Annotated in this window: 23 protein-coding genes; 18 read left to right on the top strand and 5 right to left on the bottom strand. The window is 68.9% G+C overall.

Annotated features, from left to right (window positions below; genetic code table 11):
- The first annotated feature begins 1 nt into the window (after position 1).
- From CDOO_RS09345 to CDOO_RS09330, 4 genes are all read left to right on the top strand, one after another.
- Entirely contained in the window at positions 2-1138 is a 1137-nt protein-coding gene (locus CDOO_RS09345) for a glycosyltransferase family 4 protein (RefSeq protein WP_018020847.1), read from the top strand.
- A gap of 71 nt (positions 1139-1209) precedes the next feature.
- Complete coding sequence (locus tag CDOO_RS09340; protein WP_018020848.1) at positions 1210-2190, top strand: ROK family protein; 981 nt, start codon at positions 1210-1212, stop codon at positions 2188-2190.
- 37 nt (positions 2191-2227) lie between these two features.
- On the top strand, positions 2228-2983 hold the full coding sequence (locus tag CDOO_RS09335; protein ID WP_018020849.1) for a lysophospholipid acyltransferase family protein: 756 nt from the start codon (positions 2228-2230) through the stop codon (positions 2981-2983).
- Between the two features lie 130 nt (positions 2984-3113).
- On the top strand, positions 3114-4256 hold the full coding sequence (locus tag CDOO_RS09330) for an acyltransferase family protein (protein WP_020384518.1): 1143 nt from the start codon (positions 3114-3116) through the stop codon (positions 4254-4256).
- Here CDOO_RS09330 and CDOO_RS09325 read toward each other — a convergent pair.
- On the bottom strand, positions 4228-5394 hold the full coding sequence (locus CDOO_RS09325; RefSeq protein ID WP_018020851.1) for a glycosyltransferase 87 family protein: 1167 nt from the start codon (positions 5392-5394) through the stop codon (positions 4228-4230). The two genes, CDOO_RS09330 and CDOO_RS09325, sit on opposite strands and share 29 nt — an antisense overlap.
- A 98-nt stretch (positions 5395-5492) precedes the next feature.
- Between CDOO_RS09325 and CDOO_RS09320 the strand changes: the two genes are divergently transcribed.
- On the top strand, positions 5493-6005 hold the full coding sequence (locus CDOO_RS09320) for a polyadenylate-specific 3'-exoribonuclease AS (RefSeq protein ID WP_018020852.1): 513 nt from the start codon (positions 5493-5495) through the stop codon (positions 6003-6005).
- 30 nt (positions 6006-6035) lie between these two features.
- Positions 6036-7424 (top strand): class II 3-deoxy-7-phosphoheptulonate synthase, encoded by a 1389-nt coding sequence (locus tag CDOO_RS09315; RefSeq protein WP_018020853.1) that lies wholly within the window; start codon positions 6036-6038, stop codon positions 7422-7424.
- 75 nt (positions 7425-7499) lie between these two features.
- On the opposite strand, the gene pknB is transcribed toward CDOO_RS09315, so the two are convergent.
- A complete protein-coding gene (pknB, locus tag CDOO_RS09310; RefSeq protein ID WP_018020854.1) occupies positions 7500-9695 on the bottom strand; it encodes a Stk1 family PASTA domain-containing Ser/Thr kinase in 2196 nt (731 codons plus the stop codon).
- A gap of 74 nt (positions 9696-9769) precedes the next feature.
- On the opposite strand from pknB, the gene CDOO_RS09305 reads away from it, so the two are divergent.
- The gene (locus CDOO_RS09305) at positions 9770-10144 is read left to right on the top strand and encodes an Rv2175c family DNA-binding protein (protein ID WP_018020855.1); all 375 of its coding nucleotides are present in this window, start codon (positions 9770-9772) and stop codon (positions 10142-10144) included.
- Here CDOO_RS09305 and CDOO_RS09300 read toward each other — a convergent pair.
- From CDOO_RS09300 to CDOO_RS09290, 3 genes are all read right to left on the bottom strand, one after another.
- A complete protein-coding gene (locus CDOO_RS09300; protein WP_018020856.1) occupies positions 10141-11700 on the bottom strand; it encodes an alpha-(1->6)-mannopyranosyltransferase A in 1560 nt (519 codons plus the stop codon). The two genes, CDOO_RS09305 and CDOO_RS09300, sit on opposite strands and share 4 nt — an antisense overlap.
- A gap of 13 nt (positions 11701-11713) precedes the next feature.
- Entirely contained in the window at positions 11714-12829 is a 1116-nt protein-coding gene (locus CDOO_RS09295) for a polyprenyl synthetase family protein (RefSeq protein ID WP_018020857.1), read from the bottom strand.
- Positions 12830-12928: 99 nt separating this feature from the next.
- Positions 12929-13495, bottom strand: a complete 567-nt coding sequence (locus CDOO_RS09290; protein WP_018020858.1) for a GNAT family N-acetyltransferase — start codon at positions 13493-13495, stop codon at positions 12929-12931.
- Positions 13496-13657: 162 nt separating this feature from the next.
- Here CDOO_RS09290 and CDOO_RS09285 point away from each other — a divergent pair, with 162 nt between their 5' ends.
- From CDOO_RS09285 to CDOO_RS09235, 11 genes are all read left to right on the top strand, one after another.
- A complete protein-coding gene (locus tag CDOO_RS09285) occupies positions 13658-14083 on the top strand; it encodes an SAV_6107 family HEPN domain-containing protein (protein ID WP_018020859.1) in 426 nt (141 codons plus the stop codon).
- A gap of 144 nt (positions 14084-14227) precedes the next feature.
- Positions 14228-14632, top strand: a complete 405-nt coding sequence (locus CDOO_RS09280; protein ID WP_018020860.1) for a DUF3040 domain-containing protein — start codon at positions 14228-14230, stop codon at positions 14630-14632.
- A gap of 603 nt (positions 14633-15235) precedes the next feature.
- Entirely contained in the window at positions 15236-15670 is a 435-nt protein-coding gene (gene mraZ / locus CDOO_RS09275; RefSeq protein ID WP_018020861.1) for a division/cell wall cluster transcriptional repressor MraZ, read from the top strand.
- Positions 15671-15867: 197 nt separating this feature from the next.
- A complete protein-coding gene (gene rsmH, locus CDOO_RS09270; protein ID WP_018020862.1) occupies positions 15868-16896 on the top strand; it encodes a 16S rRNA (cytosine(1402)-N(4))-methyltransferase RsmH in 1029 nt (342 codons plus the stop codon).
- The gene (ftsL, locus tag CDOO_RS14375) at positions 16897-17775 is read left to right on the top strand and encodes a cell division protein FtsL (protein WP_155861255.1); all 879 of its coding nucleotides are present in this window, start codon (positions 16897-16899) and stop codon (positions 17773-17775) included.
- A 155-nt stretch (positions 17776-17930) separates the two neighbouring features.
- On the top strand, positions 17931-19802 hold the full coding sequence (locus CDOO_RS09260; RefSeq protein ID WP_018020864.1) for a peptidoglycan D,D-transpeptidase FtsI family protein: 1872 nt from the start codon (positions 17931-17933) through the stop codon (positions 19800-19802).
- Positions 19803-19844: 42 nt separating this feature from the next.
- On the top strand, positions 19845-21362 hold the full coding sequence (locus CDOO_RS09255) for a UDP-N-acetylmuramoyl-L-alanyl-D-glutamate--2,6-diaminopimelate ligase (protein ID WP_018020865.1): 1518 nt from the start codon (positions 19845-19847) through the stop codon (positions 21360-21362).
- Between the two features lie 25 nt (positions 21363-21387).
- Positions 21388-22896, top strand: coding sequence for a UDP-N-acetylmuramoyl-tripeptide--D-alanyl-D-alanine ligase (locus CDOO_RS09250; RefSeq protein ID WP_018020866.1), 1509 nt, complete (start codon positions 21388-21390; stop codon positions 22894-22896).
- Between the two features lie 94 nt (positions 22897-22990).
- Positions 22991-24103, top strand: a complete 1113-nt coding sequence (mraY, locus tag CDOO_RS09245) for a phospho-N-acetylmuramoyl-pentapeptide-transferase (RefSeq protein ID WP_020384519.1) — start codon at positions 22991-22993, stop codon at positions 24101-24103.
- Positions 24103-25488 carry a UDP-N-acetylmuramoyl-L-alanine--D-glutamate ligase gene (murD, locus tag CDOO_RS09240; protein ID WP_018020868.1) on the top strand — a complete coding sequence of 462 codons (1386 nt, stop codon included), beginning with the start codon at positions 24103-24105 and terminating at the stop codon, positions 25486-25488. Before mraY ends, murD begins: the two co-directional genes overlap by 1 nt.
- A complete protein-coding gene (locus CDOO_RS09235; protein ID WP_018020869.1) occupies positions 25485-26945 on the top strand; it encodes an FtsW/RodA/SpoVE family cell cycle protein in 1461 nt (486 codons plus the stop codon). The genes murD and CDOO_RS09235 overlap by 4 nt, the downstream gene beginning before the upstream one ends.
- Positions 26946-26951: the final 6 nt, after the last annotated feature.

Here is a 26951-nt window from a genome sequence, read left to right as displayed (position 1 = left end):
GATGTCGGACATGTCCCGGACCCTGCTGGTGACCAACGATTTCGCCCCCACCGTGGGCGGGATCCAGTCCTATCTGCGGGACTTTGTGGGCACCCTGGATCCCCGCGAGGTGGTTGTCTTCGCCTCCACCCAGGATCCCGCGGCCGCGGCCCGTTACGACGCGGCATCTGACTGGAAGATCATCCGCTGGCCGCGATCGGTAATGCTCCCCACTCCCGCGACCGAGGCCGCGATGAGTGCCATCATCCGCGAGTTCCGGATCGAGACCGTGTGGTTCGGCGCCGCCGCGCCCCTGGGCCTCATGGCTCCCGCCGCGCGGAAGGCCGGAGCCCGGACCATCATCGCGTCGACCCACGGCCACGAGGTGGGCTGGTCCATGACGCCCGGTGCCCGGCAGGCTTTGCGACGCATCGGGAACCACGTGGACACCGTCACCTACATCTCCGACTACACCCGAGGCCGCATCGAGCCGGCCTTCGGCGCGCATCCGGAGTACGTCCACCTGCCCTCCGGGGTGGATTCGGCATTTTTCCACCCGGCTTCCGCCGAGGAGAGGGCCCGTACCCGCCACCGGTTCGGCTGGGGCGACGAACCACTGGTGGTGTGCATCTCCCGGCTGGTGAGACGCAAGGGCCAGGACCAGCTCATCGCAGCCCTGCCCCAGGTGCACCGGCAGTTCCCGGACGCGCGGCTCGTCATCGTCGGCACCGGCCCGGAGGAGCGACGCCTGCGTCGCCTCGCCGACGATCTCGGGGATCGGGTGGTGTTCACCGGCGCACTCGAGCGGGAGGACATGCGGGACGTGCTCGCCGCGGCGGACGTGTTCAGCATGCCCGCGCGGACGCGGGGAGCGGGTCTGGACGTCGAGGGGCTCGGCATCGTGTACCTGGAGGCCCAGGCCTGCGGGGTCCCCGTGGTCGCCGGTGATTCCGGCGGGGCGCCGGAGGCTGTGCACGCGGATGCGGGAGAAGTGGTCAGCGGGCGCAGCCGGGAGCAGATCGCCCGGTCGATCTCGGCCCTGCTCGCTGACCCCGGCCGCCGCGCGGCGATGGGGGAGACGGGGCGTCGATACGTGTCTTCACTGTGGACCTGGGGGCGTTTCGGAGCCAGGCTCCGGGAACTGACCACCGGCCCGTAGTCGGGCCTGGTCCAGCGCTGGGTATATCCTCGCAGGACGGCACGACACGTCTCAGCAGTATGTGAGGAACCATGAACTCCACCCCCCACCCGGATGCCCTGACCATCGGCTTCGATATCGGCGGCACCAATCTTCGTGCCGGCGTCGTCGACGCGAGGGGCGGGCTCGTGGAGACGGTGTCCGTCGCCACGCCCCGGGTCAGCTCGGAGGCCGAGGAGGCCATCGTCGCGTTGGTGGCGGACCTACGTTCCCGTCATGACGTCGGAGCGGTGGGCCTCGCGGTGGCGGGTTTTCTCGACCCGCAGTGTGAGAACCTGCGGTTCGCGCCGCACCTGCCCTGGCGGGACGCGCCGCTGCGCAGCATTCTGGCCGACAGGATCGGCCTGCCGGTGCGCCTGGAGCACGACGCCAACGCCGCCGCGTGGGGCGAATACCGCCACGGCGCCGGACAGGGTGCCGGGACCTGGGTCTTTTTCGCCGTGGGCACCGGGATCGGGGCCACGCTCATGCTCGACGGGGAGATCTACCGCGGGGCATTCGGCACGGCCCCGGAGTTCGGCCACCTCACCGTCGTACCGGGGCCGGACGCGCGCCTGTGTTCCTGCGGCAAGAAGGGGTGCCTCGAGCGTTACGCCTCCGGAACCGCGCTCGTGGACACCGCCCGGGAACTCGCTCCGCGCTTCCCGAATTCGCAGCTGGCCAAGGATCTGGGCACCGGCGCCGACGTCACCGGCTCGACCGTCGTCGGTGACGCCCGGCTCGGCGATCCCCTCGCCGTGGCGGTGCTCGCGGAGTTCGCCGACTGGCTGGGGCTGGGCCTGTCGTTTGTCGCGGACCTTCTCGATCCGGAACTCATCGTCATCGGCGGGGGAGTGGCCAGCGACGCCGACCTCTACCTCGACCGGGCGTGTTCGGTGATGACCGGCTCGATGGTCGGCAGCGGCCATCGACCTGCGCCTCGGGTGGCCACCGCGGTGCTGGGCGGATCCGCCGGTATGATCGGCGTAGCAGATCTGGCACGTCAACTTCTGCCTGGTTCGCGGCTTTCCTGAACCGGGCAACGCCCCCGAAGACGAGGAGAAACACCGCATGGCCCTGAATTGGTGGGAATTCTACCGGTACACGATCGGCTCGGGACTCCACGTCCTCAACCGGGTGGAGGCCGAGGGCCTGGACAACATCCCCGAGGAAGGCCAGGCCATCGTAGCCTCGAACCACCTGGCGGTCATGGATTCGCTCTACCTGCCCCTGATGCTCAAACGGGAGCTGCGGTTCCCGGCGAAGAGCGAGTACTTCACCACCCCGGGCCTCGTCGGCCGGATGCAGAGGTTCTTCTTCACCTCGGTCAACCAGATTCCCGTCGACCGGGAGTCCGCGGACGCCGGTGACGCCACCCTCAGAGCCGCCCGCTCGGTCCTCGACCCGGGTGAGATCTTCGGCATCTACCCGGAGGGCACCCGCTCGCCCGACGGCCGTCTCTACCGCGGTCGCACGGGCATCGCCCGCATCGCCATGGCGACCGGGGCCCCGGTCATCCCCGTCGCGATGATCGGCACCCGGGAGGCCAACCCCATCGGGTCCTGGATCCTGCGCCCCGTGAAGGTCAGGATCAAGATCGGCGAGGCGATCGATCCCCACGCCTGGGCGATCGAGCATGGCTTTACCCCGGACTCGCGCGAGGTGACCCGCCCGTTCACCGATCACGTCATGCAGGTGATCGCCGAGCTCAGCGGACAGCCGTATGTGGACATCTACGCCTCCGAGGTGAAAAAGTCCCTCGCCGAGGGCAACGGTTATCCCGACGGCGCCCAGCCCGGTGGCCGGCTGGAGACGCCGGCGAAGTAGGTGCTCTTTTTCCTTGTGCCGCGACGCTGGTTAGGATGGATTGAAGGTTGCCCGCAGGCAGCGGCATTCAGGTAGCTTTCCGTGCGTTTTTGTGCGGGGCGCGGAGAAATTTCAACAGGGGAGGGTGGCCATGTCCCAGACTGCTGCGGCCACCCGAATGGCGTGGCCCGACGTGGCCAAGGGCCTGTCGATCCTCGGTGTGATCTTCCTGCACGTCTCCATGGCCGTGCCCGAGGCGGAGCTTTCCCCGCTGGCGCTGGCGAACACCATGGCCGACCCCCTGCGCATGCCGTTGTTTTTCCTGATCTCCGGGCTGTTCGCCACCAAGATCTTCCGGTTCAGCTTCCTCGAGCTGTTCACCCGTCGCCTGTGGTTCTTCCTCGTTCCCTACCTCGTCTGGGTCCCGGTGGAGACCTACCTGAAGAACCGTGAGTACCTCCTGGTTCACCAGGCGCCCATGCCTCCCGCCATGGACTACCTCAAGGCCCTGGTCTTCGGGGTCAACATGGCGTGGTTCCTCTATGCCCTCGTGCTGTTCAACATCGCACTGTGGCTGACGAGGAAACTACCGGTGCCGTGGGCCATCGCCGCGAGCCTCGTGCCCGTGGTGGCGCTGCCGCTGCACCTGGAGTTCCACATGATCGGCAAGGCGGTGCTCTACCTGCCCATCTTCTTCCTCGGCGCCTTCCTGCGCCCGATGATCACCCGCTTTTCCGGACGGGTCTTCACCCCGCTCTGCCTGGCCGGGACCATGTCGGCCTACCTGGCGGGACTGGCACTGTTCATCGCCTGGGCACACATCGTCGGCAGCACCCAGATGAGCATTCCCTGGCCGCTGCCCGGTGCAACGACGGTGGGTGTCCCCGAGATCGAACTTCTCGTGCGACTGTCCACGCACGTGCTCATGCTTCCGGCCGGCATCACCATCGCGGTGCTGCTGTCAAAGATCTCGGTGGTCTCCCAGTCGCTGCAGTTCATCGGCCGCAACACCCTGCCGGTCTACCTGGGCCACCCCATCGCCCTGACCCTCGTCTACCACTTCACCCAGTTCCGCCTGCAGGTCCCGGTCACTGCGGAGGCCGGGCACTGGATCGCCTCGACCAACTTCTGGATGACGGCGGCGGTGGCCATCTCGTTCCTCGGCGGGCTGGCGCTCTGGGCTCTGGCCCGGGTGCCGGTGCTGGGGTGGACCATCGCCCCGCCGCCCATCCACGGACTGTGGGCGCGCAGGCAGGAACCGAGCGTCAGCGGGTCCGCTCTGGTGCGCCGCTAGCCGCACCCCACCGGCCGGGCGCGGCCACCGCGAGCACCAGCAGCGCGACCCCGCCCAGCACATAGGCGTTGCCCAGCAACTGCTCCCACCACGACCACGGCTGCTCACCCATCAGCCAGTGCGGCGCGATGACGCCCGCGGCAAAGACGGCCGCGCCGAGCCAGCGGGAGCCCTGCCAGCAGGCCGCCGCGAGAACCACCACCCAGACCCAGTGGTGGGACCAGGACACCGGCGAGGCCAGCAGCGCGATGAGGCTGACCACCGCGAGGGTGGACAGGGCGTTGGTGCGCACCCGCCAGGCCGCGCAGAGTGCGAGCGCCAAGAGGGCGAGCACGGCGACCGGCCACAACCGGTCGGCGGCCGCCGGACCCGTCACCCGGGCCAGAAGCCCGAAGACGGACTGGTTGGTGAGGTAGTCCGGGTCGCCGATGCGGGACGTGTTGGCCAGCGTGTCGGTGAAGTACTGCCACGACAACCTCGGGGTCAGGGCGGCGGCCAGCAGTGTAGAGACCACGGCGGATCCCACCATCACGGCGGCCGCGCGGTACTGCCGGCGGACGAGGAAATACACCACAAACACCGCCGGGGTGAGTTTGAGTGAGGCGGCTATGCCGGCGAGAACGCCCGTCGATAAACGTTGCCCGGAGCGGTACAACGCATCCGTGGCCACCATAGCCAGCAGGACAAGGTTGATCTGCCCGAAAGCCACCGTCTCGCGGACGGGCTCCAGCAGGCCGAGCAGGGGGAGCAGCCACAGGGCGAGAACGCGGGGGCGATCCGCGCCCAGGTGGGAGAGCACGAGCGTGGCGGTCCACCAGAGGCAGACCAGCGAGACGAGGCTGAGGATCAGCCCGGCGATGGGGAGCGGAACCAGCGCGAAGGGCGTGAACACCAGGGCCGCCAGGGGCGGATAGGTGAACGGCAGGTTGATGCCGAAGACATGGTATTCCAGGTCGTAGATGGGCTGGCCCGCCAGCAGCGCGGCCGCTCCCTCGCGGTAGACATCCGTGTCGATGTGGTACTGCAGCCCCATCGGCGAGTCGCGGTCGACGATCCAGGCGCCGAGGACCAGTGCCGTCAACAGCACCGGAACAACGAGCCAGACGGGGGACCGCGGGAGGCGCAGGGTGGAGTTCACAGAACTTCACTCTAATATGTGCACCGCGGTGAACGGGCCGCCACCCGGGGGATAGGCTGGGCTTTCGACAACACTTCCAGCGGGGAAAGGGACCCGGCGTGCGCTACTTCTACGACACGGAATTCATCGAGGACGGCCGGACCATTGAGCTGGTCTCGATCGGCGTGGTCGCCGAGGACGGGCGGGAGTACTACGCCGTCTCCACGGACTTCGACTCCTCCCGCGCAGGCCAGTGGGTGCGCGACAACGTGCTGGGAAAACTGCCCAGTCCCAGCGCGCCCGAGTGGAGGTCGCTGGAGACGATCCGTGCCGAGCTCGTGGACTTTCTCACCGCCGGACCCGGGCCGGTGGACCTGTGGGCCTGGGTCGGAGCCTACGACCACGTCGTCCTGGCCCAGCTGTTCGGCGACATGACCGGCATGCCCCGGGCGCTGCCGCGCTACACCAACGAACTCAAGCAGTACTGGCACATGGCCGGGAAACCGGTGCTGCCCCGGGTGCCCTCGGGCAACCACGATGCGTTGGTGGACGCACGTTTCAACGTGGAGAAGTTCCGCATCATCAACGAGGCGATGCCGTTGGGTAGAGAAAATAAGGTACTGCGTGGATAGCCGGTGGCCGGGCGTGCTACAAATAACTCTGTGAGTTGGACAATTGACATTCCCCGATCCGTTCTTCCGGACCTGCCGCCCCTTCCGGGCGAGCTGAACCAGCGCTTCCAGTCCGTTCTGGCGCGGGAAGCACATCAGCAGCCGACCTGGGACCAGGGTCAGGCGGACAATGTCCGCAAGATCCTCGAGTCCGTCCCGCCCGTGGTCGTGGCCCCCGAGATCGTCGAGCTGAAGGCCAAGCTGGCGGAGGTCGCCAACGGCCGCGCCTTCCTCATGCAGGGCGGCGACTGCGCCGAGACCTTCGAGTCCAACACTGAGCCGCACATCCGCGCCAACATCCGCACCCTGCTGCAGATGGCTGTCGTGCTGACCTACGGCGCCTCCACCCCGGTGGTGAAGATCGCCCGCATCGCCGGCCAGTACGCCAAGCCGCGTTCCGCGAACCTCGACTCCAACGGCCTGCCCAACTACCGGGGTGACATCGTCAACGGCGTCGAGCCCACCGAAGAGGTGCGCGCGCACGACCCGGCCCGCATGGTCCGCGCCTACGCCAACTCCTCGGCCGCCATGAACCTCGTCCGCGCGCTCACCAGCTCGGGCACCGCGGACCTCAACCGCCTGCACGAGTGGAACCGCGAGTTCGTCGCCGCCTCCCCGGCCGGCGCCCGCTACCAGGCCCTGGCCAACGAGATCGAGGCCGGCCTGAAGTTCATGGAGGCCGCCGGCGTGCGCGACGAGTCGCTGCGCACCTCCACCATCTACTCCTCCCACGAGGCGCTGCTCGTCGACTACGAGCGCAGCATGCTGCGTCTGTCCGAGGACGCCGATGGTGAGACCCGTCTCTACGACCAGTCCGCACACATGCTGTGGATCGGCGAGCGCACCCGCGGCCTGGAGGACTTCCACGTCAACTTCGCCGCGCTGATCTCCAACCCGGTGGGCATCAAGATCGGCCCGTCAATCACCCCGGAGCAGGCCGTCGCCTACGCCGACCGCCTGGATCCGAACTTCGAGGACGGCCGCCTGACCTTCGTCACCCGCATGGGCCACGACAAGGTCCGCGACGTGCTGCCCGCCGTGGTCAAGGCCGTGGAGGAGTCCGGCCACAAGGTCGTCTGGCAGTGCGACCCGATGCACGGCAACACCTTCACCGCGTCCAACGGCTACAAGACCCGCCACTTCGACAAGATCATCGACGAGGTGCAGGGATTCTTCGAGGTGCACCGCGCGCTGGGCACCCACCCGGGCGGCATCCACATCGAGCTCACCGGCGAGGACGTCACCGAGTGCCTCGGCGGCGCGATGGACATCACCGACGTAGACCTCCCGGGCCGCTACGAGTCCGCCGTGGACCCGCGCCTGAACACCCAGCAGTCCCTGGAGCTCGCCTTCCTCGTGGCGGAGATGCTGCGCAACTAGGCGGTTTCCGCTTTTCGACGCCCGGCCCACCGAATCCCTCGGGGCCGGGCGTCGTCGTGTGCCCGGGGCGGCCGACTAGCGGGACTGCACCCGCACGTCCTCGTCCCGGCGCAGCGGGGTGCCCGCGGCCGGGGACTGGCCGGAGATGACCTGAGAGTTGGCGAAGACCGACGCGTTGATGTCCAGCCCGACACCGCGCAGCGTGGACCGTGCCTCGCGGACGGTCATCCCGGTCACGTCGGGAACGGTGATCTGCCCGGGCAGTACGACGATCACGTCCCGGTCGCGTTCCGGGTCGGTGAGTGTGCCGGCGGAGGGTTCGAGGGCGACGACGGTGTCCTCGGATTCGCCGACAAGGGCGGGGTCCCGGGTGTCGGCCACGGAGAAGCCCGCGTCCTGCAGCGCGGCCTTGGCATCGACGAGGGTCATCCCCGTGACGTCGGGGACGGCGACGGCGGTGGAGACGACCAGGTCGATCCTGTCTCCGCGGGTGAGGGTGGCACCCGGGCCCGGGGTGGTGGTGATGAGCGCGTCGCCGGGAACGTCCTTGTCGAACCGCGGGGTCACCTCGCCGATGACCAGGCCGGAGCCTTCCAGGATCGCGCGTGCCTCGTCCAGATCGGTGCCGGTGAGGGTGGGGACCTCCACGGGCTCGGGCCCCTTGGAGAGGTGGACGGTGACGGTGGAGCCAGTGTCGAGGGTCGTGCCCGGGGGCGGGGTGGTCTCGGCGACGGCGCCGCTGGGGACGTCGGCGGAGTAGACGGACTCTCCGGTGGCGACCTCGAAGGTGCGCTCTCCCGCGAGGGCCCGGTAGTCCTCGACCCCCATGCCAGCGGGAATCTCGGGTACCGACGGCCGGCCCTGCGAGATGAGCACCGTGACCATCTCTCCCGGCAGCAGGTTGGAACCCCCGGCCGGATCGGTGCCGGCGGACTGGTCGGCGGGCACGTCGTCGTCGTAGACGATCTCCGTGGTGGTCTCGAACCCGGCCTCGGTCACGGTGCTGATGGCCGCGGCGCGGTCCATGCCCACCACCTGCGGGATCTCGCCGTATCGGCCCGAGCCGAACCACCAGCCGCCGAGAAGTACGGCCGTCAGGACGATTGCGGCAACCGCGATGCCCAGCCACAGCCGCCAACCGGAGCGGTTGCTCACCGGAGCGGGCTCGTCGGGGCGCTGAGCGACGGGGCGGTTGTCCTGCTCCGGAGCGGGAATCGGCGCAGGCAGGGGCGCCGGGGCCGGCCGGACCGGCGGCGGCGGGACGGCACCCAGTGCCCTGGTCTCATTCTCCGGGCGGAGCACGGAGGTCTCGTTCTCCGGCTCGGGGCCGGTGACGGCTCCCAGGTTGGTGGTCTCGATGATGCCCGTCGTGTCCGTGGGCACCGCGGCCGCCCGGTGTGCGGCCGAGTTGGTCGGGACGGGGACGCTGTAGGCGGGGAGGTTGAGCTCGGCGGCGACGTCGTCCAGCGCGGCGAGGAACTCGCCGGCATCGGCGAAGCGGTCCTCCGGCGACCGTGCGGTGGCGGTGGCGACGAGTTCATCGAAGAGCTGGGGGATGCCGTCGATACGCGAGCTGGGCGAGGGCACATCGTGGGTGATGCGCTGGTACGCCTTGGCCAGCGGGGTCTCCCCGGTGAAGGGCACGGTGCCGGTGAGCAGATCGAAGAGCACGATGCCCGCGGAATACACGTCCGAGGCAGGGGTGATCTCCGAGCCGTCGACCTGCTCGGGGGAGAGGTACGCGGCGGTGCCGACGATCTCGTTGGTGGAGTGCTCGGAGGCGGAGGAGACCCGGACCAGGCCGAAATCCGCCACCTTCACCCGGTTGTCGCCGTTGATGAGGATGTTGTCGGGTTTGATGTCCCGGTGGACCAGGCCCTGGGAGTGGGCGACGGAGAGGCCGGTGAGCACGGCACGCATGACCGCGGTGGCCGCGTGCGGGGGCATCGGCCCGCGCTCGGCGACCAGCTCACGCAGGGTGCCGCCGGTGATGAGCTCCATGATGAGGAAGGAGATCCCCTCGTCGGAGGAGAAGTCGTAGACACCCACGAGGTTGGGGTGGGAGAGCTGTGCCATCGCGCGGGCCTCGCGCCGGAACCGCCCGCGGGTGGCGGCGTCGTCGGCGAAGCGGTCGTGCATGATCTTCGCGGCGACGGCGCGCCCCAACCGCAGGTCGACACAGCGGTAGACGGTGGACATGCCGCCGCGCGCGATCGGGTGATCGATGCGGTAGCGCCCCTCCAGGACGTCGCCAACTGCGAGTTCAGCCATGGCCACCAGTATGGCCGATGGCCCCGGGTTGGTGGTAGCCGACCCACGGGCGGCGAACCTCTAAGGTGGGAGGGGTGACATCACCGAATGACAACAATTCTCTGTCCGAGCTCACCTCCGGCGACGAGCTGCTCACGCTCACCGATTTCGCCGAACGCATGGGGGTCCCGGTCACCCGGGTGGGCGATCTTCTCACTGCCCACCGCCTCGTGGTCGGCAACATCGAGGGCAAACGCCGCATCCCGGCACTGCTGCTGGATGACGACGGCACCATCAACAAGTACGCCTCCGGCACGATCACCGTGCTTGTCGACGGCGGTTTCAACGATGACGAGATCCTCACCTTCCTGTTCACCGAGGACGACTCGCTGCCCGGGCGCCCGATCGACAACTTCCACGGCCACGGCGCCCGCGAGGTCATCCGCCGGGCGCAGGCCATGGCGTTCTAGGACGCGCGGGTCTCCGGGGCCGGGCCGCCGGAGAAACCGGGCCGGCGGTGGGCATCCAGCGGGAAAATGTACACCGTGAGCACCCAGGCGGCGACCGCCGTGCCCAGGATCCACACCAGGTTGTAGAGCTGGTGGTTGCCGCTGCCGGTGAACGCCAGCGCCACGACAATGGAGGCGCCGGTGACGAACTTGACCAGCCACAGCGGGGGAGTGAACGTGCCCACCAGGGACAGCGACGAGGCGAAGTACCACGGCAGCGTCACCGAGCTGAGCAGGAACGCGATCTGATAGGCCGCGGCCGTGCCCATGACCGACCGTCGGTCGCCGCCGCGGAAGAACCACCAGGTGGCCACGAGCCCGAGCAGCATGAGCACCGAGAAGACCGGCCGGACCGCGCCGATGACCACGTTGTAGTCGAAGTCCGGGGCAAACAGCTGGAAGAACGGGGTGGCGATCTCCGCCAGCAGGGTCGGGCTGGACAGCGGGTTGATCACCTTGGAGTTGCCGGTGATCTCCGAGAGCCAGCCCCACGAGGAACCGGATGCCCAGGTCACCGCCCACACCACGGCGATGGTCTCCACCAGTCCGATGAATCCCGCGGCCACGAACACACCGACGCGCCGCGGCCAGTAGGTGAGCGTCCGGGAGAAGTGGAAGGTGGCCATCCACACGATGAAGGGCAGGGCGATGGCTGCGGTCGCCTTCAACGACACGGCCACCGCTATGAGCGCCACCCCGAGCAGGAAACGTCGGTTGAGGCAGGCCAGCAGGCCCAGGGAGACCAGACCCACCATGATGGACTCGTTGTGCATCCCCCCGATCATGTGGAAGACCATGACCGGGTTGGCCACTCCCAGCCACAGCGCCATCGTGGGGTCGCCGCCGAGGTGGCGGGCGATGCGCTCCACCGCGAAGGCGATGGCCAGGAAACCCAGCACGGACACCACCTTGTAGGCCGCGACCCCGGCCGCGACGTTGTCGCCCACCAGCGTGGTGATGCCCTCCCCGATCCACAGGTGGAGCGGGCCGTACGGGGTGGTGGTGTTACGCCAGTCGTGGGAGACCTCGAGCAGGTAGGCGCCGGGGTTGACGGCCGCGCCCTCCGTGTACGGATCGAATCCGTCGCGCACCATCGCGCCCTGCATGAGATAGGAGTAGACGTCCCGGGAGAGGATGGGGGCGGAGAAGAGCAGGGGCAGGCACCAGGCGAAGAGCGTCGTGCGTGCCTCGCGGAGGCGGCCGGGATCTGAACGGTCCCGGTCCGTGACCACGCGTCGGCCCAGCAGGACCCAGGCGAGGACCATGGCGATGAGCCCCACGGAAAAGAGGGCACCCATGAGCGCGGCCCCGTGGCCGAAGCCGAGGAACTCCAGGTCGAGCCATTCCAGGATTCCGCCTCGGTTGCGGGTAGCACCTGCTCCGTGGGAGCTGACAGCCAGCAGGAGCGCGCCGACGACGCCGAGCGGGAGGGGGCCGGGCAGGACGGACAGCCAGCGGTCGACGTGGCCGCGCCGGGTGGTGGCGTGGGTTTCCCCGGGGGAGACGGAAGTGCTCATGTGCGGGTGGCTCCTACGTCCGACGTTCCGTGGAGCGGATGGCCAGCGAGTGCAGCGTGGACTTCACCGATTCCGGGAGCTGCACACGGTCCAGGTGCGCGAGGCCGGAGCGGGTGAGCTCCTCGATGCGCTGTTCCATCTGCTCCGGCGCGCCGGTGGAGGCGATGATGTCCGCCAGCCGGGTGATGTCCGCGGGGTCGTCCACGGTGCCCACCCCGGCGCGCAGTTCGGCGGCAGCGGCGGGATCACTGCGGTCCGCGTCGGCGAGGGCCAGGGAGAGCAGTTCGGTGCGTTTGCCCTCCCGGAGGTCGTCGCCGGCCGGTTTGCCGGTTAGAGCCGGGTCACCGAAGACGCCGAGCAGGTCGTCGCGAAGCTGGAAGGCGATGCCGATGTCGTGGCCGTAGCCGCGGAAGGAGGAGATGAGCTGCTCATCCGCGCCGGCCAGCGCCGCCCCGATGTGCAGGGGGCGTTCGATGGTGTACGCGGCGGTCTTGTAGCGGTTGACCGAGCGGGAGAGGGTGATGTCCTCGCTACCACTCGATTCCAGCGAGATGTCCAGCAGCTGACCGCCGATGACCTCGGTGCGCATGCCCCGCCACGGCTCGCGGGCCCGGGCGAAGGCGGCCGCGGAGATGCCGGAGTCGGCGAACATGTCGTCCGCCCAGGCCAGCGCCAGGTCGCCGATGAGAATGGCGGCGGAGAGCCCATAGTGGTCCGGCTCGCCGAGGTGGTTGCGGTCGCGGTGGTCCGCGGCGACCGCGCGGTGGACGGTGGGTCGCCCGCGCCGGGTCTCGGAGGAGTCGATGATGTCGTCGTGGACCAGGGCACAGGCCTGGATGAACTCCAGGGAACTGACGGCGCGGAGCACCGCCTCGGGGTCCTCGGAGGAGTTCTCCAGCCCGCCGGCGCCGACGAATCCCGCCCAGCCGTAGAGGGGTCGGATGCGTTTGCCGCCCCCGAGCACGAAGTCCGCGAGATGCTCGAGCGCGGTGGTCACGGGCGCGCCGATGGCGTCGATCTCCGGTCGGCGCGCCTCGATGTAGGCCGCGAGCTGCGCGCGGGCGGCATCGGGGATGGAGTCGATGGTGGCCGGGTCGGGGCGCGGGCCGGGGGTGCTCTGGGAGCTCACGGGAGGGATCGTCCTTACATATCGGGGTGACCGCGGACCACGGCCGTCGGTAGATGATCCACCCTACTACCCGGCCCGTAGCCGCCCCGGGGGCGCTGCTCAGTCGAGGGGGAGCTCGCGCCCCAGGACCGCGAAGGGGCGGTCATCGCCGGGGTAGCGGAACTGGCGCAGGACGTCGGCGAAACCCAGCGACCGGTACAGGCCGAACGCACCGTTCGCCTCTCCGTCCACCTCCGGGGTGGACAGGAGCGCTCGCGGCGCGGGCGCGTTCCACAGCAGCTCGGAGATCAGGCGGCGACCGAGCCCGTTTCCCTGGCGGCCCGGGCGGACGTGGATCTCCGCGACCTCGAAATATCCGGAGTGGAGGGCGTCGCGGGTCTCCTCCGGGACCCCCTGCTCGCGCATTCCGCGGCGGAGCTGACGGTCCCACCAGTGTTCCGGGGAGCCGAGAAACCCGTAGGCCACACCGACGACATCGTCGGGCGTGACAGCGATGACGCTGGTGAACCCGGGTTTGACGAGGTCGCGTTTCCACGACTGGATGCGGGATTCGCGTATCGACGGGTGGTAGTCCATCGCGTCGATGTAGATGTCGACGAGACGGGGTGTGAGGAGGGCGAACTCCGAACCGGTGGTTCGCCGAATGGACACGTTCACGCCTGCCATCGAACCACGACCGGGCTCGTCGGCGCCATCCTGCCGGGGGAGGGGTGGCCAATCGAACACAATTTCGAATAGAATCGACGGTGGTGTCCGGGCGGGGTCGTAGTGTTCCGGTCATCGCAGGGAGACAGTCGCCTCCCGCAGGATCCGACAAGGAGGACCACCATGGGAAACGTCATTTCCGCCACCACCCGCTTCGGGCGCAGCGAGGGAGCGCGTGACCGTTTCCTGACGTCCGCGCATGACCTCATCGAACACGCGCAGGGTTACATCGAGGCCGAGGACTGGGCGCTCGCCATGGAGAGCGCCTATCAGGCGGCCCTCCGTACGGCCGGCGCGCGGATCGCGTCGTCCCCGGTGATCGCGCGGCGCAAGCGTCTGCCCACCAGTGCCTGGGAGCGCCTCGTGCTTGTCGACGAACGCGGTGCCGAGTGGTCGCGGGAGCTGTCCCGGTACTCCGGCCTGCGGTCCCGGGTCGCCAACGGGATTGTTCCCCGGCCCGACCCCGCGGTCGTGCTCGCCCTGTTCAGTGCCGCGCGGCAATTCCTCGCCGAGGTGGACGCGGAAGCCGGGTGGCTCTCGGTCGCGTGATGCCGGGGCTGAAATCGCCGTGTTGGTCCCGCTGGGAACAATACGGTTAGGCTGGGCGTTGAACGGATAGAGCACTGAGACGGCCTGGCCGTCTCCGGTCCATATTTCAGACGCCGCACCAGGCCAGTTCCGGGGAGGAATGACGTGTCGCTTTCAGAGCAGGAGCAGAGGGCACTCCGTGAAATCGAGCAGTCCCTGCTGGCGGAGGACCCGCGATTCGGTTCTTCCTCCGCCCAGGAACAGACCTTCAACTTCGGGTCAGGAACCTCGTACCTCAAGTCGCTGGCGATCGGTGTCGTCGGTCTGGTGATGCTCATCGGCGGTGTCGCGCTCGCCCAGAACAATCTGTGGTTCATCGCCCTGAGCATCGCCGGGTTCCTGGTCATGTTCGGCGCGGGGATCTGGGCGCTGCGGGGCGGCGGCGCGAAGGCTCCGGCCCAGGGCGGTTCCGCACAGCCCCGGATGGCCGGGGGACAGTCGACCGGGGACTCCTCGGGGGTCAGCTCCCGGATGGAGGAGAACTTCCGGAAGCGGTTCGAGGGCCAGTAGGCCCCGAAGTTACCCCTGACCCCCGCCGGGCCCGAGTCGACGGCAGGGTGTCTGCCTACCCGCACACTGAGGTGTGCGGGTTTTGTCATTCCCGGGCCCACCGCCCGGCACCCTGGGCCCATTCTTCTCCTCGCTCCACTTTGCCCCACCCCGGATCCCGGGATGAGCCCCACTTCGCCCCACGTCCTGATTCCGGCCGCGGCCTCGCACTCCGGCATGGAGAAAGCGCAGCTCGCCTGTTCTTCTAGGTATGACAATTAAAGGGAGGGGCATGAGTGGCGTGTAGTGCGTACGCGTCCCATGACGCGATTTGGGGCCCCAGGGGCGAATCTGACATAACCTACGGACCGGTCGGGGAGCACGCCCCACCAAATTTCTCCCGCGTGACCTGCAGGAAATATTTTGTGGGGACATCTGTGCGCGTGTGGGAGTGGTGCTGGTGGGTGATAGTGGGTTAAAGTGGGTCGCAGTGGCGAACGAGGGGCTGGCCGATCGTGGTCGAACCTCACCCGGCACTCGAGAAAAGACAATCGAAAAGACGTGCACCACACGTCACCGCAAAGTGCAGACCGATGACGTCGTAGTGGAGGGGAGGGACCGGGAATGTTTCTCGGCACCTACACCCCGAAGCTCGACGACAAGGGGCGCCTGACTCTCCCCGCCAAGTTCCGTGAGGATCTGGCGGGCGGGCTGATGGTCACCAAGGGGCAGGACCACTCGCTGGCCGTGTACCCGAGGGAGGAATTTGCCGCCCGGGCCAAGAAGGCCGCGGCGGTGTCCCGCACCAACCCGGAGGCTCGCGCCTTCATCCGCAACCTCGCTGCGAGCGCGGATGAACAGCGTCCCGACGGAAACGGTCGTATCACCTTGTCGGCGGCACACCGCGAATATGCGGGACTGTCGAAAGAATGTGTGGTCATCGGCTCGGTGGATTTTCTCGAAATCTGGGACGCCGAATCCTGGTCCGAGTACCAAAACGACACAGAAGCCGCGTTCTCTGCGGCGGACGACGACGACATCCTGGCCGGGCTCCTCTAGAGCCGGGTTGTCACCGACGGAGTGTGTGTAAGGACTCTGTCCGGGGCGGATGCTCTGGTGTACTTCCCCGACATCAGATCCCCGCCCCGGGCAGGGCCCTATATGCACCCCGGACACCCGAGGGCCGACAGCCTCCACTGCCGGCACCGAGGGCCGAATTTCACTCACACGGACGCAGGAAGGAGGCGGCAGGACGCATGACACCGGAACAGCAGGACCGACTCAGCGAGGATCTCGCAGTCAACCACGGACACGTCCCCGTCCTCCGCGACCGCATGGCAGCGCTCCTGGCCCCCGCCGTCGAATCCGCCGGAGCCACGGCCGTGATCGTCGACGGCACCCTGGGTGCCGGCGGGCACACCGAGCACTTCCTCTCCACCTTCCCGGACGCACGGGTCATCGGCATCGACCGCGACACCGCGTCACTGGCCGCGGCGACCGAACGGCTGGCCCGGTTCGGTGACCGATTCATCGGAGTGCATGCGACCTTCGATGACCTGGAACGGGCCGTCGATACGCCCGCGGGAGAGATCTTTGAGATCGCCCGCGAACACGGGATCGCTGGGGCACTGTTCGACCTCGGGGTCTCGTCCATGCAGCTGGACCAGCTGGACCGCGGATTCGCCTACCGCGCGGATGCGCCGCTGGACATGCGGATGGACCCGACCATGGGAATCACCGCGGCGGACGTGCTCAACACGTACAGCCACGGCGACCTCGCCAGGATCCTCAAGACGTACGGCGACGAACGTTTCGCGGGGAAGATCGCCTCGGCGGTCCTGCGCGAGCGGGAGGATCAGCCGTTCACGACGTCGGCGCGGCTCGTCGAGCTGCTCTACGCCACCATCCCCGCCGCCACCCGGCGCACCGGGGGACACCCCGCCAAGCGGACCTTCCAGGCCCTGCGGGTCGAGGTCAACGCCGAGCTCGAATCGGTGGAGAAGTCCATCCCGGCCATCACCGACCGGCTGCGGGTCGGGGGCCGGGCGGTGTACATGAGCTACCAGTCGCTCGAAGACAAGATCGTCAAGTCCGCCTTCACCGCGCTGACCACGTCAACCACGCCGCCCGGGCTGCCCATGGACCTCCCGGGGACCTCGGCGAAGTTCGCCGTGGTAACCCGCGGGGCGGAAAAGGCCAACGACCGGGAGATCGAGGACAACCCGCGCGCGGCTTCCGTGCGGGTGCGGGCCATCGAACGCATCGCTGAACGGGGAGACAACTAAATGGCCAATCCGACCACCACCCGCCGACCCCGCCGACAGCACAACTCCCCGGAAGGACCCATGAACATGGGAGCAAGCCGCGATCTCACCACCGCCGCCACCCGCGCGCAGCGCTCGGGCACGGCCGTGCTCGACCGTGCCCCCTCCCGGGCCAGCGCACAGACCCGGGTCGCCCCGCCTCGGGGACTCACGACGCCGACCCCGCTCCGCCGCCCGGTCGAGGACGACCGAGTCCAGCCCAGCCCGCGGCGACTGGGATCGCGGCAGGTGGTGTCCGTTCGCGGACGCCGGACCCAGCCGATCAAGGCCGTGGGCCTGCTGCCCAAGGTCAGCGCGATCGCGATCGTCATGCTCATCGGTGGCATCGTCATCGCCATGTGGCTGTCGGGCATCGCCACCCAGCAGACCTTCCGCATCAACTCCCTCGTGGCCCAGGAATCGCAGCTCTCCAACCAGCTCGAGACCCTCAACCGCGACCTCGAGCACGTCTCGTCCTCCGCAGAGCTCGCCCGCCGGGCGCGGGAGATGGGCATGGTCGTGCCGGATCAGCCGGGAATCCTCACCGTCGAAGAAAACGGCGACATCACCGAGAACCGGGCGTCCGACGGCATCGTCAGTCCTATGCTGGACGTCAATGGCGACCCGGCCCGACCCGGCCAGGCCTCCAGTGACCCCAAGGAAACCGGCGAACTGTCCGGCGACAATCTCCCCGCCGTGCCGCAGGGAGAGCAGCTGCCGGCCGCAGGTGTCGCCCCGTACAGCAGCGGTACGACCCCCGCTGCACCTGCCGCTCCGGCAGCGCCCGCCGCTCCCGCAGTACCCGCAGCACCCGCCGCGCAGGAGGCTCCCGGAGCTCCTGCCGCACCCGCACTCAACTAGAAGGTGACCACCGGGCAGTGACACACCCCAACTCCCGACACGAACGCGGACGACAGCGGCGCAGCAGTGCGCCGCTCAGTCCACCGTCGCCCGCGCGCGCCCGCGCCGTCAACTCCGCCGCAGCCGGGGGAGCCGCTCCTTCGCAGAAGACCACCATGACCAGGCGCGCCCGCCTGGTGGTGGCGTTCATCCTCGTCGCCGCGGTTCTGCTCATCAGCCGCCTCGCCTGGGTGCAGCTCGCCTGGGGCCCAGAGCTCTCCGCGCAGGCCCAGGAGCAGCGCGCCCGTGTCTATGTCGAACCGGCCCGCCGGGGAGAGATCACCGATCACGCCGGAAACCAGCTCGCCTACACCATGCAGGCGCGTTCGCTGACCGTGTCGCCGAACGTCCTGCGTGACGAGCTCCGTCAGCAGCAGGAGTCCGAACTCCTGCAGACCGAGAACACCGACGCGATGAGCCCGGAGCAGATCAACGCCGAGCTCAACGACCGCGTGAACAAGGTGATGAAGGACATGTCGGAGCGCATTCCCGACATGATCAAGGACACGGGCGCGAGCACGGACAAGGTTGATCCCAAAGAGATCATGGACAAACTCACGGCCGACTCCACCTACGAGGTGCTGGTCCGCAACGTCGATCCCGACGTCGCGGCCGAGATCGCCGCCGAGTTCCACGGGGTCGCCGCCGACCACCAGGACATCCGCCAGTACCCCAACGGGGCGATCGGGGAGAACATCCTCGGGCGGGTGTCCATGGACGGCCAGGGGCAGTTCGGCCTGGAGGCCTCGGGCGATCACCTGCTCGCCGGGGTCAACGGCCGCTCGACCGAGGACGTCGCCTCCACCGGTCAGGTCATCCCGGGCACGCTGCGCGACGTTGTCGAACCGGTCGACGGCGCCCGGGTGGAGCTCACCCTCGACCTGGAGCTGCAGACGTTTGTCCAGCAGAAGCTGGAGCAGGCAAAGGCCAACTCGCTGGCCCAGCACGCCGAGGCCGTGGTTCTCGACGTCGAGACCGGCGAGGTGCTGGCCATGGCCAACACCGACACCATCAACCCCAACGAGAACATCGAGGATCAGCTGAAGAAGGGCAAGGACTTCGAGAACTCCTCGATCTCGCTGCCCTACGAGCCCGGCTCCGTGGCCAAGATCATCACCGCGGCCGCCGTCATCAACGAGGGCCTCACCACCCCGGACGAGGTGCACATGGTTCCGGGATCCATCGATATGGCGGGCATCACCGTCAACGACGCGTGGCAGCACTCGGGAACGAACTTCACCACCACCGGCATCTTCGGCAAATCCTCCAACGTGGGCACGCTCATGCTGGCCCAGCGCCTCGGCGAGGAGAAATACGACCAGTACCTCAACGGCTTCGGCATCGGGCGGTACACCGACGTCGAGCTGCCCGCGGAGTCCGCCGGCCTGCGACCCCCGCTGGAGCAGTGGTCCGGGGGCACCTTCGCCAACCTGCCCATCGGCCAGGGCATGAGCTGGACGACCCTGCAGATGGCCGGTGTCTACCAGGCCATCGCCAACGACGGCGAGCGGATCGAACCGCGCATCATCAAGCAGGTCACCAACGCCGACGGCGACGTCGTCGAGCAGGAGGCGCCGGAGACGACGCAGGTGATCAGCCCGGAGGCGGCGCGCACGGTCGTCGAGATGTTCCGTTCCACCATGCAGCAGGACCCCGCGGGCGGAGCCCAGTCGGGCACCGCCGGCGGCTCGGGGATCGAGGGTTACCAGACCTCCGGCAAGACCGGTACGGCCCAGCAGGTCGACCCGGCCACCGGCGCCTACTCCAACAGCGACTACTGGATCACCTTCGCCGGGATCGCGCCGGCCGACGATCCGCGTTTTGTCGTGGCCATCATGCTCGACGATCCCGAGCGGGGCACCAAGGAGGGAGGCGCCGGCGGACAGTCGGCGGCCCCCGTGTTCAATGACATAGCCAACTGGCTGATCGACAAGGAGAACATCCCTCCCTCCCCGCCGGCGGACACCCTGATCCTGCAGGCTCCCTAGCTCCCTCACCCCTCCTCGACACCCCGCGAAGGACGACCCCCCATGACACCGAACGTCACTCTTTCCCACCTGGCCCAGATTGCCGGGGCACGTATCGAGGGCGCCGGTGCACTGGATGCCTCGCAGACGATCACCTCGATCAGCCTGGACAGCTCCACGCTCGCCGACGGAGGGCTGTTCGCCGCGGTCCCCGGCACCCGGGTGCACGGCGCCAGCTACGCCTTCGACTCCGCGGCGGGCGCGATCCTCACCGACGAGGCCGGGCTGAGCATCATCCGCCAGACCGACGAGCGCCGCCCGATCCTGGTCGTCGACGACGTCCGCGCCGTGCTGGGCAACGTCTCGGCGGAGATCTACGGCCATCCCTCCCGCGAGATGACGCTCATCGGCGTCACGGGCACCTCCGGCAAGACCACCACCACGTACCTGCTCGAACAGGGACTGATCGCGGCGGGCCACAAAGTCGCGCTGATCGGCACGACGGGAACACGTATCGACGGGCGCGTGGTCCCCACCAAGCTCACCACCCCGGAGGCCACCACGCTGCAGTCGCTCTTCGCCGACATGCTCGCGGAGAAGGTCACCCACGTGGTCATGGAGGTCTCCTCCCACGCCCTCGAGCTCGGCCGGGTCACCGGCGCGGACTTCGACGTCGCCGGATTCACCAACCTTTCCCAGGACCACCTCGACTTCCACCCCACCATGGAGGAGTACTTCGAGGCGAAGGCCGCGTTCTTCGCCCCGGACTCCCCGCTGCGGGCGCGGGACTTCGCCATCTGCGTGGACGACACCTGGGGTGAGCGCATGGCCGAGCGGGCCGGCTCCGGCGTGCGTGTGGGAACACGCGGGCAGGAGGGCCTCGACGTCAGTGGCCGGCAGGTCTCCCAGGACGCGACCGGCGCGCAGGTCATCGAGGTCGACCTCGGCGGGCACCGCGTCACGGCCGATCTTCCCCTTCCGGGTGACTTCAACGTGGCCAACGCGACCCTCGCCCTGGCGCTCGCCTCCCGCGTCGGCGTGGATGTCGACGCCTTCGCGCGCGGCCTCGGCGAGGTCGCGGTTCCTGGGCGCATGGAGCGTATCGACGAGGGCCAGGATTTCGTCGCGGTCGTCGACTACGCCCACAAACCCGCCGCCATTTCCGCGGTCCTGCGCACCCTGCGAGGCCAGGTCGACGGACGCATCGGAGTCGTCGTCGGATCGGGCGGGGACCGGGACTCCAGCAAACGCCCGCTGATGGGGGCAGAATCAGCGCGGGGAGCGGATTTCGTCGTCGTGACTGACGACAACCCACGCACGGAGGAACCCGCCCCCATCCGCGCCGCCGTGGTTTCGGGGGCCCGCGAGGCGGCGACGGGCGCGGAGATCAGTGAGGTGGCGTCGCGTCGAGAAGCGATCGACGCCGTGATCAACTGGGCCCGCCCCGGCGACGCGGTTGTCGTCGTGGGCAAGGGGCACGAGGTCGGCCAGATCGTGGGCGACACCGTGCTGCACTTCGATGACCGCGAGGAAGTCCGCCGCGCCCTGCGCGAGCGTGGGTTCTCGGGCCGGCAGAACTAACGGATCGACACGGAGGATTCCCCCCATGATTGCCCTGACACTCGCAGAGATAGCCGACCTCACCGGCGGACAGCTCAACGACGCCGCCGACCCCGCAGCCGTGGTCAGCGGGTTCGTCGAGTTCGACTCCCGCAAGGTCACCCCGGGCGGCCTGTTCGTCGCCCTGCCGGGGGACAAGGTCGACGGGCACCAGTTCGCCGCGGCCGCCGCAGCCAAGGGTGCCGCGGGAGTGCTGGCGGCCCGTGCGGTCGACGCCCCCGCGGTCATCGTCGACGCGGCCGGCGACTCGGACGGGGAGGTCTTCCAGGCGGTCGTCGACGCACTCAGCGCTCTGGCCCGCGCGGTGGCCGAGCGGCTGACCCGGGAACACGGCCTGCGCATCGTCGGGGTCACCGGCTCGGCCGGCAAGACCTCCACCAAGGACCTCATGAACGCGGTCTTCTCCGCCGAGGGCCCGACGGTGGCACCGCCGGGATCCTTCAACAACGAACTCGGCCACCCCTACACGGTCCTGCGCTGCGACGAGAGCACCCGTTTCCTCGTCGCCGAGATGTCCGCCCGCGGCATCGGGCACATCGCGCACCTGGCCACCATCGCCCCGCCCTCGATCGGCGCGGTGCTCAACGTCGGCTCCGCCCACCTCGGCGAGTTCGGCTCCCGAGAGAACATCGCGACCGCCAAGGGCGAGCTCGTCGAGTCCCTCCCCGCCGCGGCCGACGGGGGAGTGGCCGTGCTCAACCTCGACGATCCCTTCGTCGCGGCGATGGCCGGGCGGACCTCGGCGAAGGTGGTCACGTACTCCGCGGCCACCCCGCCGGCGCCGGGAGCGGACTACGTCGCCACCGACGTGGAGCTCGATGACGTCGCCCGCGCCTCCTTCACCCTGCAGGGCCCGGGATTCACACCCGTCCCCGTCTCACTCCGGGTCTTCGGCGCCCACCAGGTCTCCAACGCCCTCGCCGCCGCGGCCGCGGCCATCGAGGCGGGCATGGAGCCGGCCACGGTGGCCACCGCACTCAGCGGGCACCGCGCGGCGAGCGCCCACCGGATGGACGTGTCCACCCGCCGCGACGGGCTGACCATCATCAACGACTCCTACAACGCCAACCCCGAGTCCATGAGCGCGGCCGTGGCGGCCCTGGCCTACACGGCCTCCGCCCACCCGGGCTCGCGGGCGATCGCCGTCCTCGGCCCGATGGGGGAGCTCGGCGGCGACGGGATCACCGCGCACCGCGAGCTCGGACTGTCGCTGGCCAAGTTCAATGTCGACCACCTCGTGGTGGTGGGCGAGGGGGAGCTCACCGAGGCGGTCGCCGAGGCCGCCGCAGAACGAGGCCTTGACGTCTCCCGCGCGGGCGGGGTGGAGGAGGCCGTGGAGAGGGTGAACACGATCGTCGCCACGCGTCCTCCCTTCTCCGGTGAGGAGCGCGGACCGGACGTGGTGCTGGTCAAGGCCTCGAACTCCGCGGGCCTGTGGCGCGTGGCGGAGTTGCTTTCGGACACGCGCGAGGGGCAGAGCAGTGCGGGCAGGTGAGCCGACTACGGTGACTGACGACGTGCCACCCCACCGGGTGAGCGCAACTGTGGACAGAAAACTCGGGCAAGAACATGGGCAAGGTGCGAAGTAAGTGACTCAAATCATTATCGCGGGGATCGTGGCGTTTCTCGTCGCCATCTTCGTCACCCCGATGCTCATCCGTTATTTCTCCGCCGAGGGACTGGGCCAGGAGATCCGCGAGGACGGACCCCGTTCCCACCTGCGTAAACGCGGTACCCCGACCATGGGTGGCATCGCCATCATCTCCGGCATCACCATCGCCTACCTGGTCCAGGGTTTCTACGGCCTGGCGACGACCGGCTCCGGGTTCTCCGTCACCGGCTGGATCGTGCTCGGCCTGACGCTCGCGCTGGGCGCCACCGGTTTCGCCGACGACTACATCAAACTTTTTAAGGGCCGCAACCTGGGCCTGAACAAGACCGCGAAGCTGCTGGCGCAGCTGGCCATCGCCATCGTCTTCGGCGTGGTCATCCTCCAGTTCCCCGACGACCTCGGCCTGACCCCGGGCTCGACGAACCTGTCGTTCATCCGGGACATCGACACCATCGACCTCGCCATCGGCGGTTCGATCGTGGGGCTGGTGCTGTTCCTCGTCTTCATCTACATCCTCATCGCGGCCTGGTCCAACGCCGTCAACCTCACCGACGGCCTCGACGGACTGGCCGCGGGTTCGACCGCCATGGTCATGGGCGCGTACACGCTGATCACCTTCTGGCAGTTCCGCAACTCCTGCCAGGTGGAGGTCGAGGCCGGCTGCTACGCCGTGCGAGATCCCCTCGACCTCGCGGTCCTCGCCGCGGCGGGCCTCGGCGCCTGCGTCGGATTCCTCTGGTGGAACGCCTCGCCCGCGAAGATCTTCATGGGCGACACCGGCTCCCTCGCCCTCGGCGGGCTCGTGGCCGGACTGTCCGTGGCCAGCCGCACCGAGCTGCTCATGATCATCGTCGGCGCGCTCTTTGTCATGGAGGCCGCGTCGGTCGTGCTCCAGGTGGCCAGTTTCCGCTCCACCGGCAAACGCATCTTCCGCATGGCGCCCTTCCACCACCACTTCGAGAACGGCGGGTGGAACGAGGTCACCGTCGTCGTGCGCTTCTGGATCATCGCCGCGCTCGGCGCGCTGGGCGGCGTGGCTATCTTCTACGGCGAGTGGCTCAGTTCCACCGCCTCGCTGGGAGCACCGTGATGGAGCACATCCTGGGCACCGGCACCGTCCTGGTCACCGGCGCGGGAGTCTCCGGCACCGGCACCCACGCACTGCTGACATCCCTCGGCGCCGACGTCGTGCTTGTCGACGACCGTTCCCAGCTCCCCGGCGTCATCGCCACGGAGTCCGCCCGCGAGCTGCTGCGCGGCGGATCGGTCTCGCTGCTGGTCACCTCCCCCGGGTGGCGCCCCGATTCCGAGATCTTCGCCGAGGCTGAACGGGCCGGGGTGGAGGTCATCGGTGACGTCGAGCTGGCCTACCGGCTCGACCGGGCCGAGGTATTCGGGACGCCGCGCGCCTGGCTGGTAGTCACCGGCACCAACGGCAAGACCACCACCACGGCCATGCTGGCCGACATCATGGCCCTGCACTGCGCCGCCTCCGGGCAACACGCGCAGGCGGTGGGCAACATCGGCACCGCCGTGGCCGACGCCCTGCGCGCCGAGGAGCGCGTCGACGTCCTCGTCGCCGAGCTCTCCAGCTTCCAGCTGCACTGGTCCTCCGAGCTGCGCCCGGACGCCGGCGTGCTGCTCAACCTCGCCGAGGACCACCTCGACTGGCACGGATCGCTTGCCGCGTACGCGGCCGACAAGGCCAGTGTGCTCACGGCCGGCCGGCCCGTCGCGGGGATCGACGACGCTCTCGTGCGCGCCGAGGTCGAGCGCCTGAACCCCGCCAACCTGGTGGGTTTCACGGTCGCCGAGCCCGAGCCAGGGCAAGTCGGCGTCGTGGACGGGCGGATCACCGACCGCATCGACGGCGAACCGGTGGACATCTGCTCCGCCGAGGGACTGCAGCCGGCGGGTCCCGCCGGTGTCCTGGACGCCCTCGCGGCCGCCGCCGTGGCCCGCACCCAGGGTGTCGCGCCGGACACCATCGCCACTGCCCTGGCGAACTTCAGCGTCGCCGGACACCGCGGGGCCGTGGTGCACCGCGGGAGCAAGCAGTGGATCGACAACTCCAAGGCCACCAACCCGCACGCCGCGGACGCCGCCCTGGGGGCCTTCGACGACCGGGTGATCTGGATCGCCGGCGGGCAGCTCAAGGGCGCCGAGGTCGACGATCTCCTGCGCACCCATGCCCACCGGCTCAGCGCCGTGGGCCTGCTCGGTCAGGACCGCGGAGTGTTGGCCGCGGCCGTCGAGAAGCACGCCCCGGGAATCCCGGTGCTGGTCACCGACGAGACCGAACCCGAGAAGGCCATGACCGAACTCGTCGACTTCGCCCATCGGCAGGACGGGGTCACCGTGCTCCTCGCCCCCGCCGCCGCCAGCCTGGACATGTACACCGGAATGGGCCAGCGCGGCGACCTGTTCACGGCAGCAGCCGCCCGCATCGATGCAGACCCCGAGGAGAATCGATGAGCACCCCGTCAACCACCGAGCGGCCCACGCTGCGCGACTACGTCGCGCGGACCAACGACTACCTGTCCCGTCAGCCGGGCTTCGACTACCTCATGATCCGGATCATCGTGCTCGTCCTCGTCGGGTTGGGCGTGGTCATGGTGTTCTCCTCCTCAATGACCACGTCGGTCTCCGAGGGCGGCAGCGTCTTCAGCGAGGCCGCGCGCCAGACCATGATGGTCACCATCGGGCTGGTGGCGTTCTGGGTCGCGCTGAAGCTGCCGCTGCGGTTTGTCCGCCGGGCTGCGCCGTGGCTCATGTGGCTGACCCTGCTGCTCCTGGTCGCGGTGCTCATCCCCGGGATCGGCACCGGGCGCGAGTCCGTGGGCTCGCAGTCCTGGATCGTACTGGGCGGCTTCTCGCTGCAGCCCTCCGAGCTGGCCAAGGTGGTCATCGCCGTGTGGGGTGCCTGCCACCTCGCCGGCAAACGCCACGTGGAGACCACCGTGCGCAGCCCCTTCGTGCAGTTCATCGCCGTCGCCGTGGTGTGGTTCGGCCTCATCATCGCCCAGGGCGACCTCGGCATGGCCATGTCCTTAGCCGTGGTCGTGGGGTTCACGCTCATCTTCGCCGGCATCCAGTGGAAGTTCATCGTCATCGCCGTGGTCGGGGCCATCGTCGGCCTCGCTGCCGTGTTCATCAGCGGCGGCTTCCGCTCCGCGCGTTTCCACACCTACTTCGACGCGCTGACGGGCAACTTCTCCGACACCCGCTCGACCGCCTTCCAGAGCCACCAGGGTTTCCTCTCGCTGGCCGACGGCTCGTTTGCCGGCGTCGGGCTGGGTCAGTCCCGCGCCAAGTGGTTCTACCTGCCCGAGGCCAAGAACGACTTCATCTTCGCCGTCATCGGCGAGGAACTCGGCCTGTGGGGCGGCGCGCTGGTCATCCTGCTCTTCGCGGCGCTGGCGTTCTTCGGCATTCGCACCGCCCGCCGAGCCCAGAACCAGTTCCAGGCGCTGCTCGCCGCGGCGCTGACCATGAGCGTGGTCTCCCAGGCGTTCATCAACATCGGCTTCGTCATCGGGCTGCTGCCGGTCACCGGCATCCAGCTGCCCATGATCTCCGCCGGCGGCACCTCCGCGATCATCACCATCGGTTCCATGGGACTGCTCGCCTCGGTGGCACGTCACGAGCCGGAGGCCGTCTCCGCGATGCAGAGCTACGGCCGCCCGCTCTTCGACCGGGTGCTCTTCCTCGGCGAACCCGCGCCCGAGGCGGAAGAGAACCTGCGCCCCGGGGTGCGGGTCCGGCCGCAGTCGCGTCGCGACGCACCCCGCGCCACCCCGGTGACGGCCCGCTCCTCGGCCACGAGACGCCCTGGTAGCGTCGGTGGCCCGAGAAACGCCACCGCCGCCAGGACGCAGCCCGCGTCCCGGTCGCGCCGAGTCGAATACATCCAGAACGACAGGAGGCGCTGAGAACCC

It is taken from the genome of Corynebacterium doosanense CAU 212 = DSM 45436 (assembly GCF_000767055.1).
GTDB lineage: Bacteria > Actinomycetota > Actinomycetes > Mycobacteriales > Mycobacteriaceae > Corynebacterium > Corynebacterium doosanense.
This window is presented reverse-complemented; position numbering and strand designations above follow the sequence as displayed.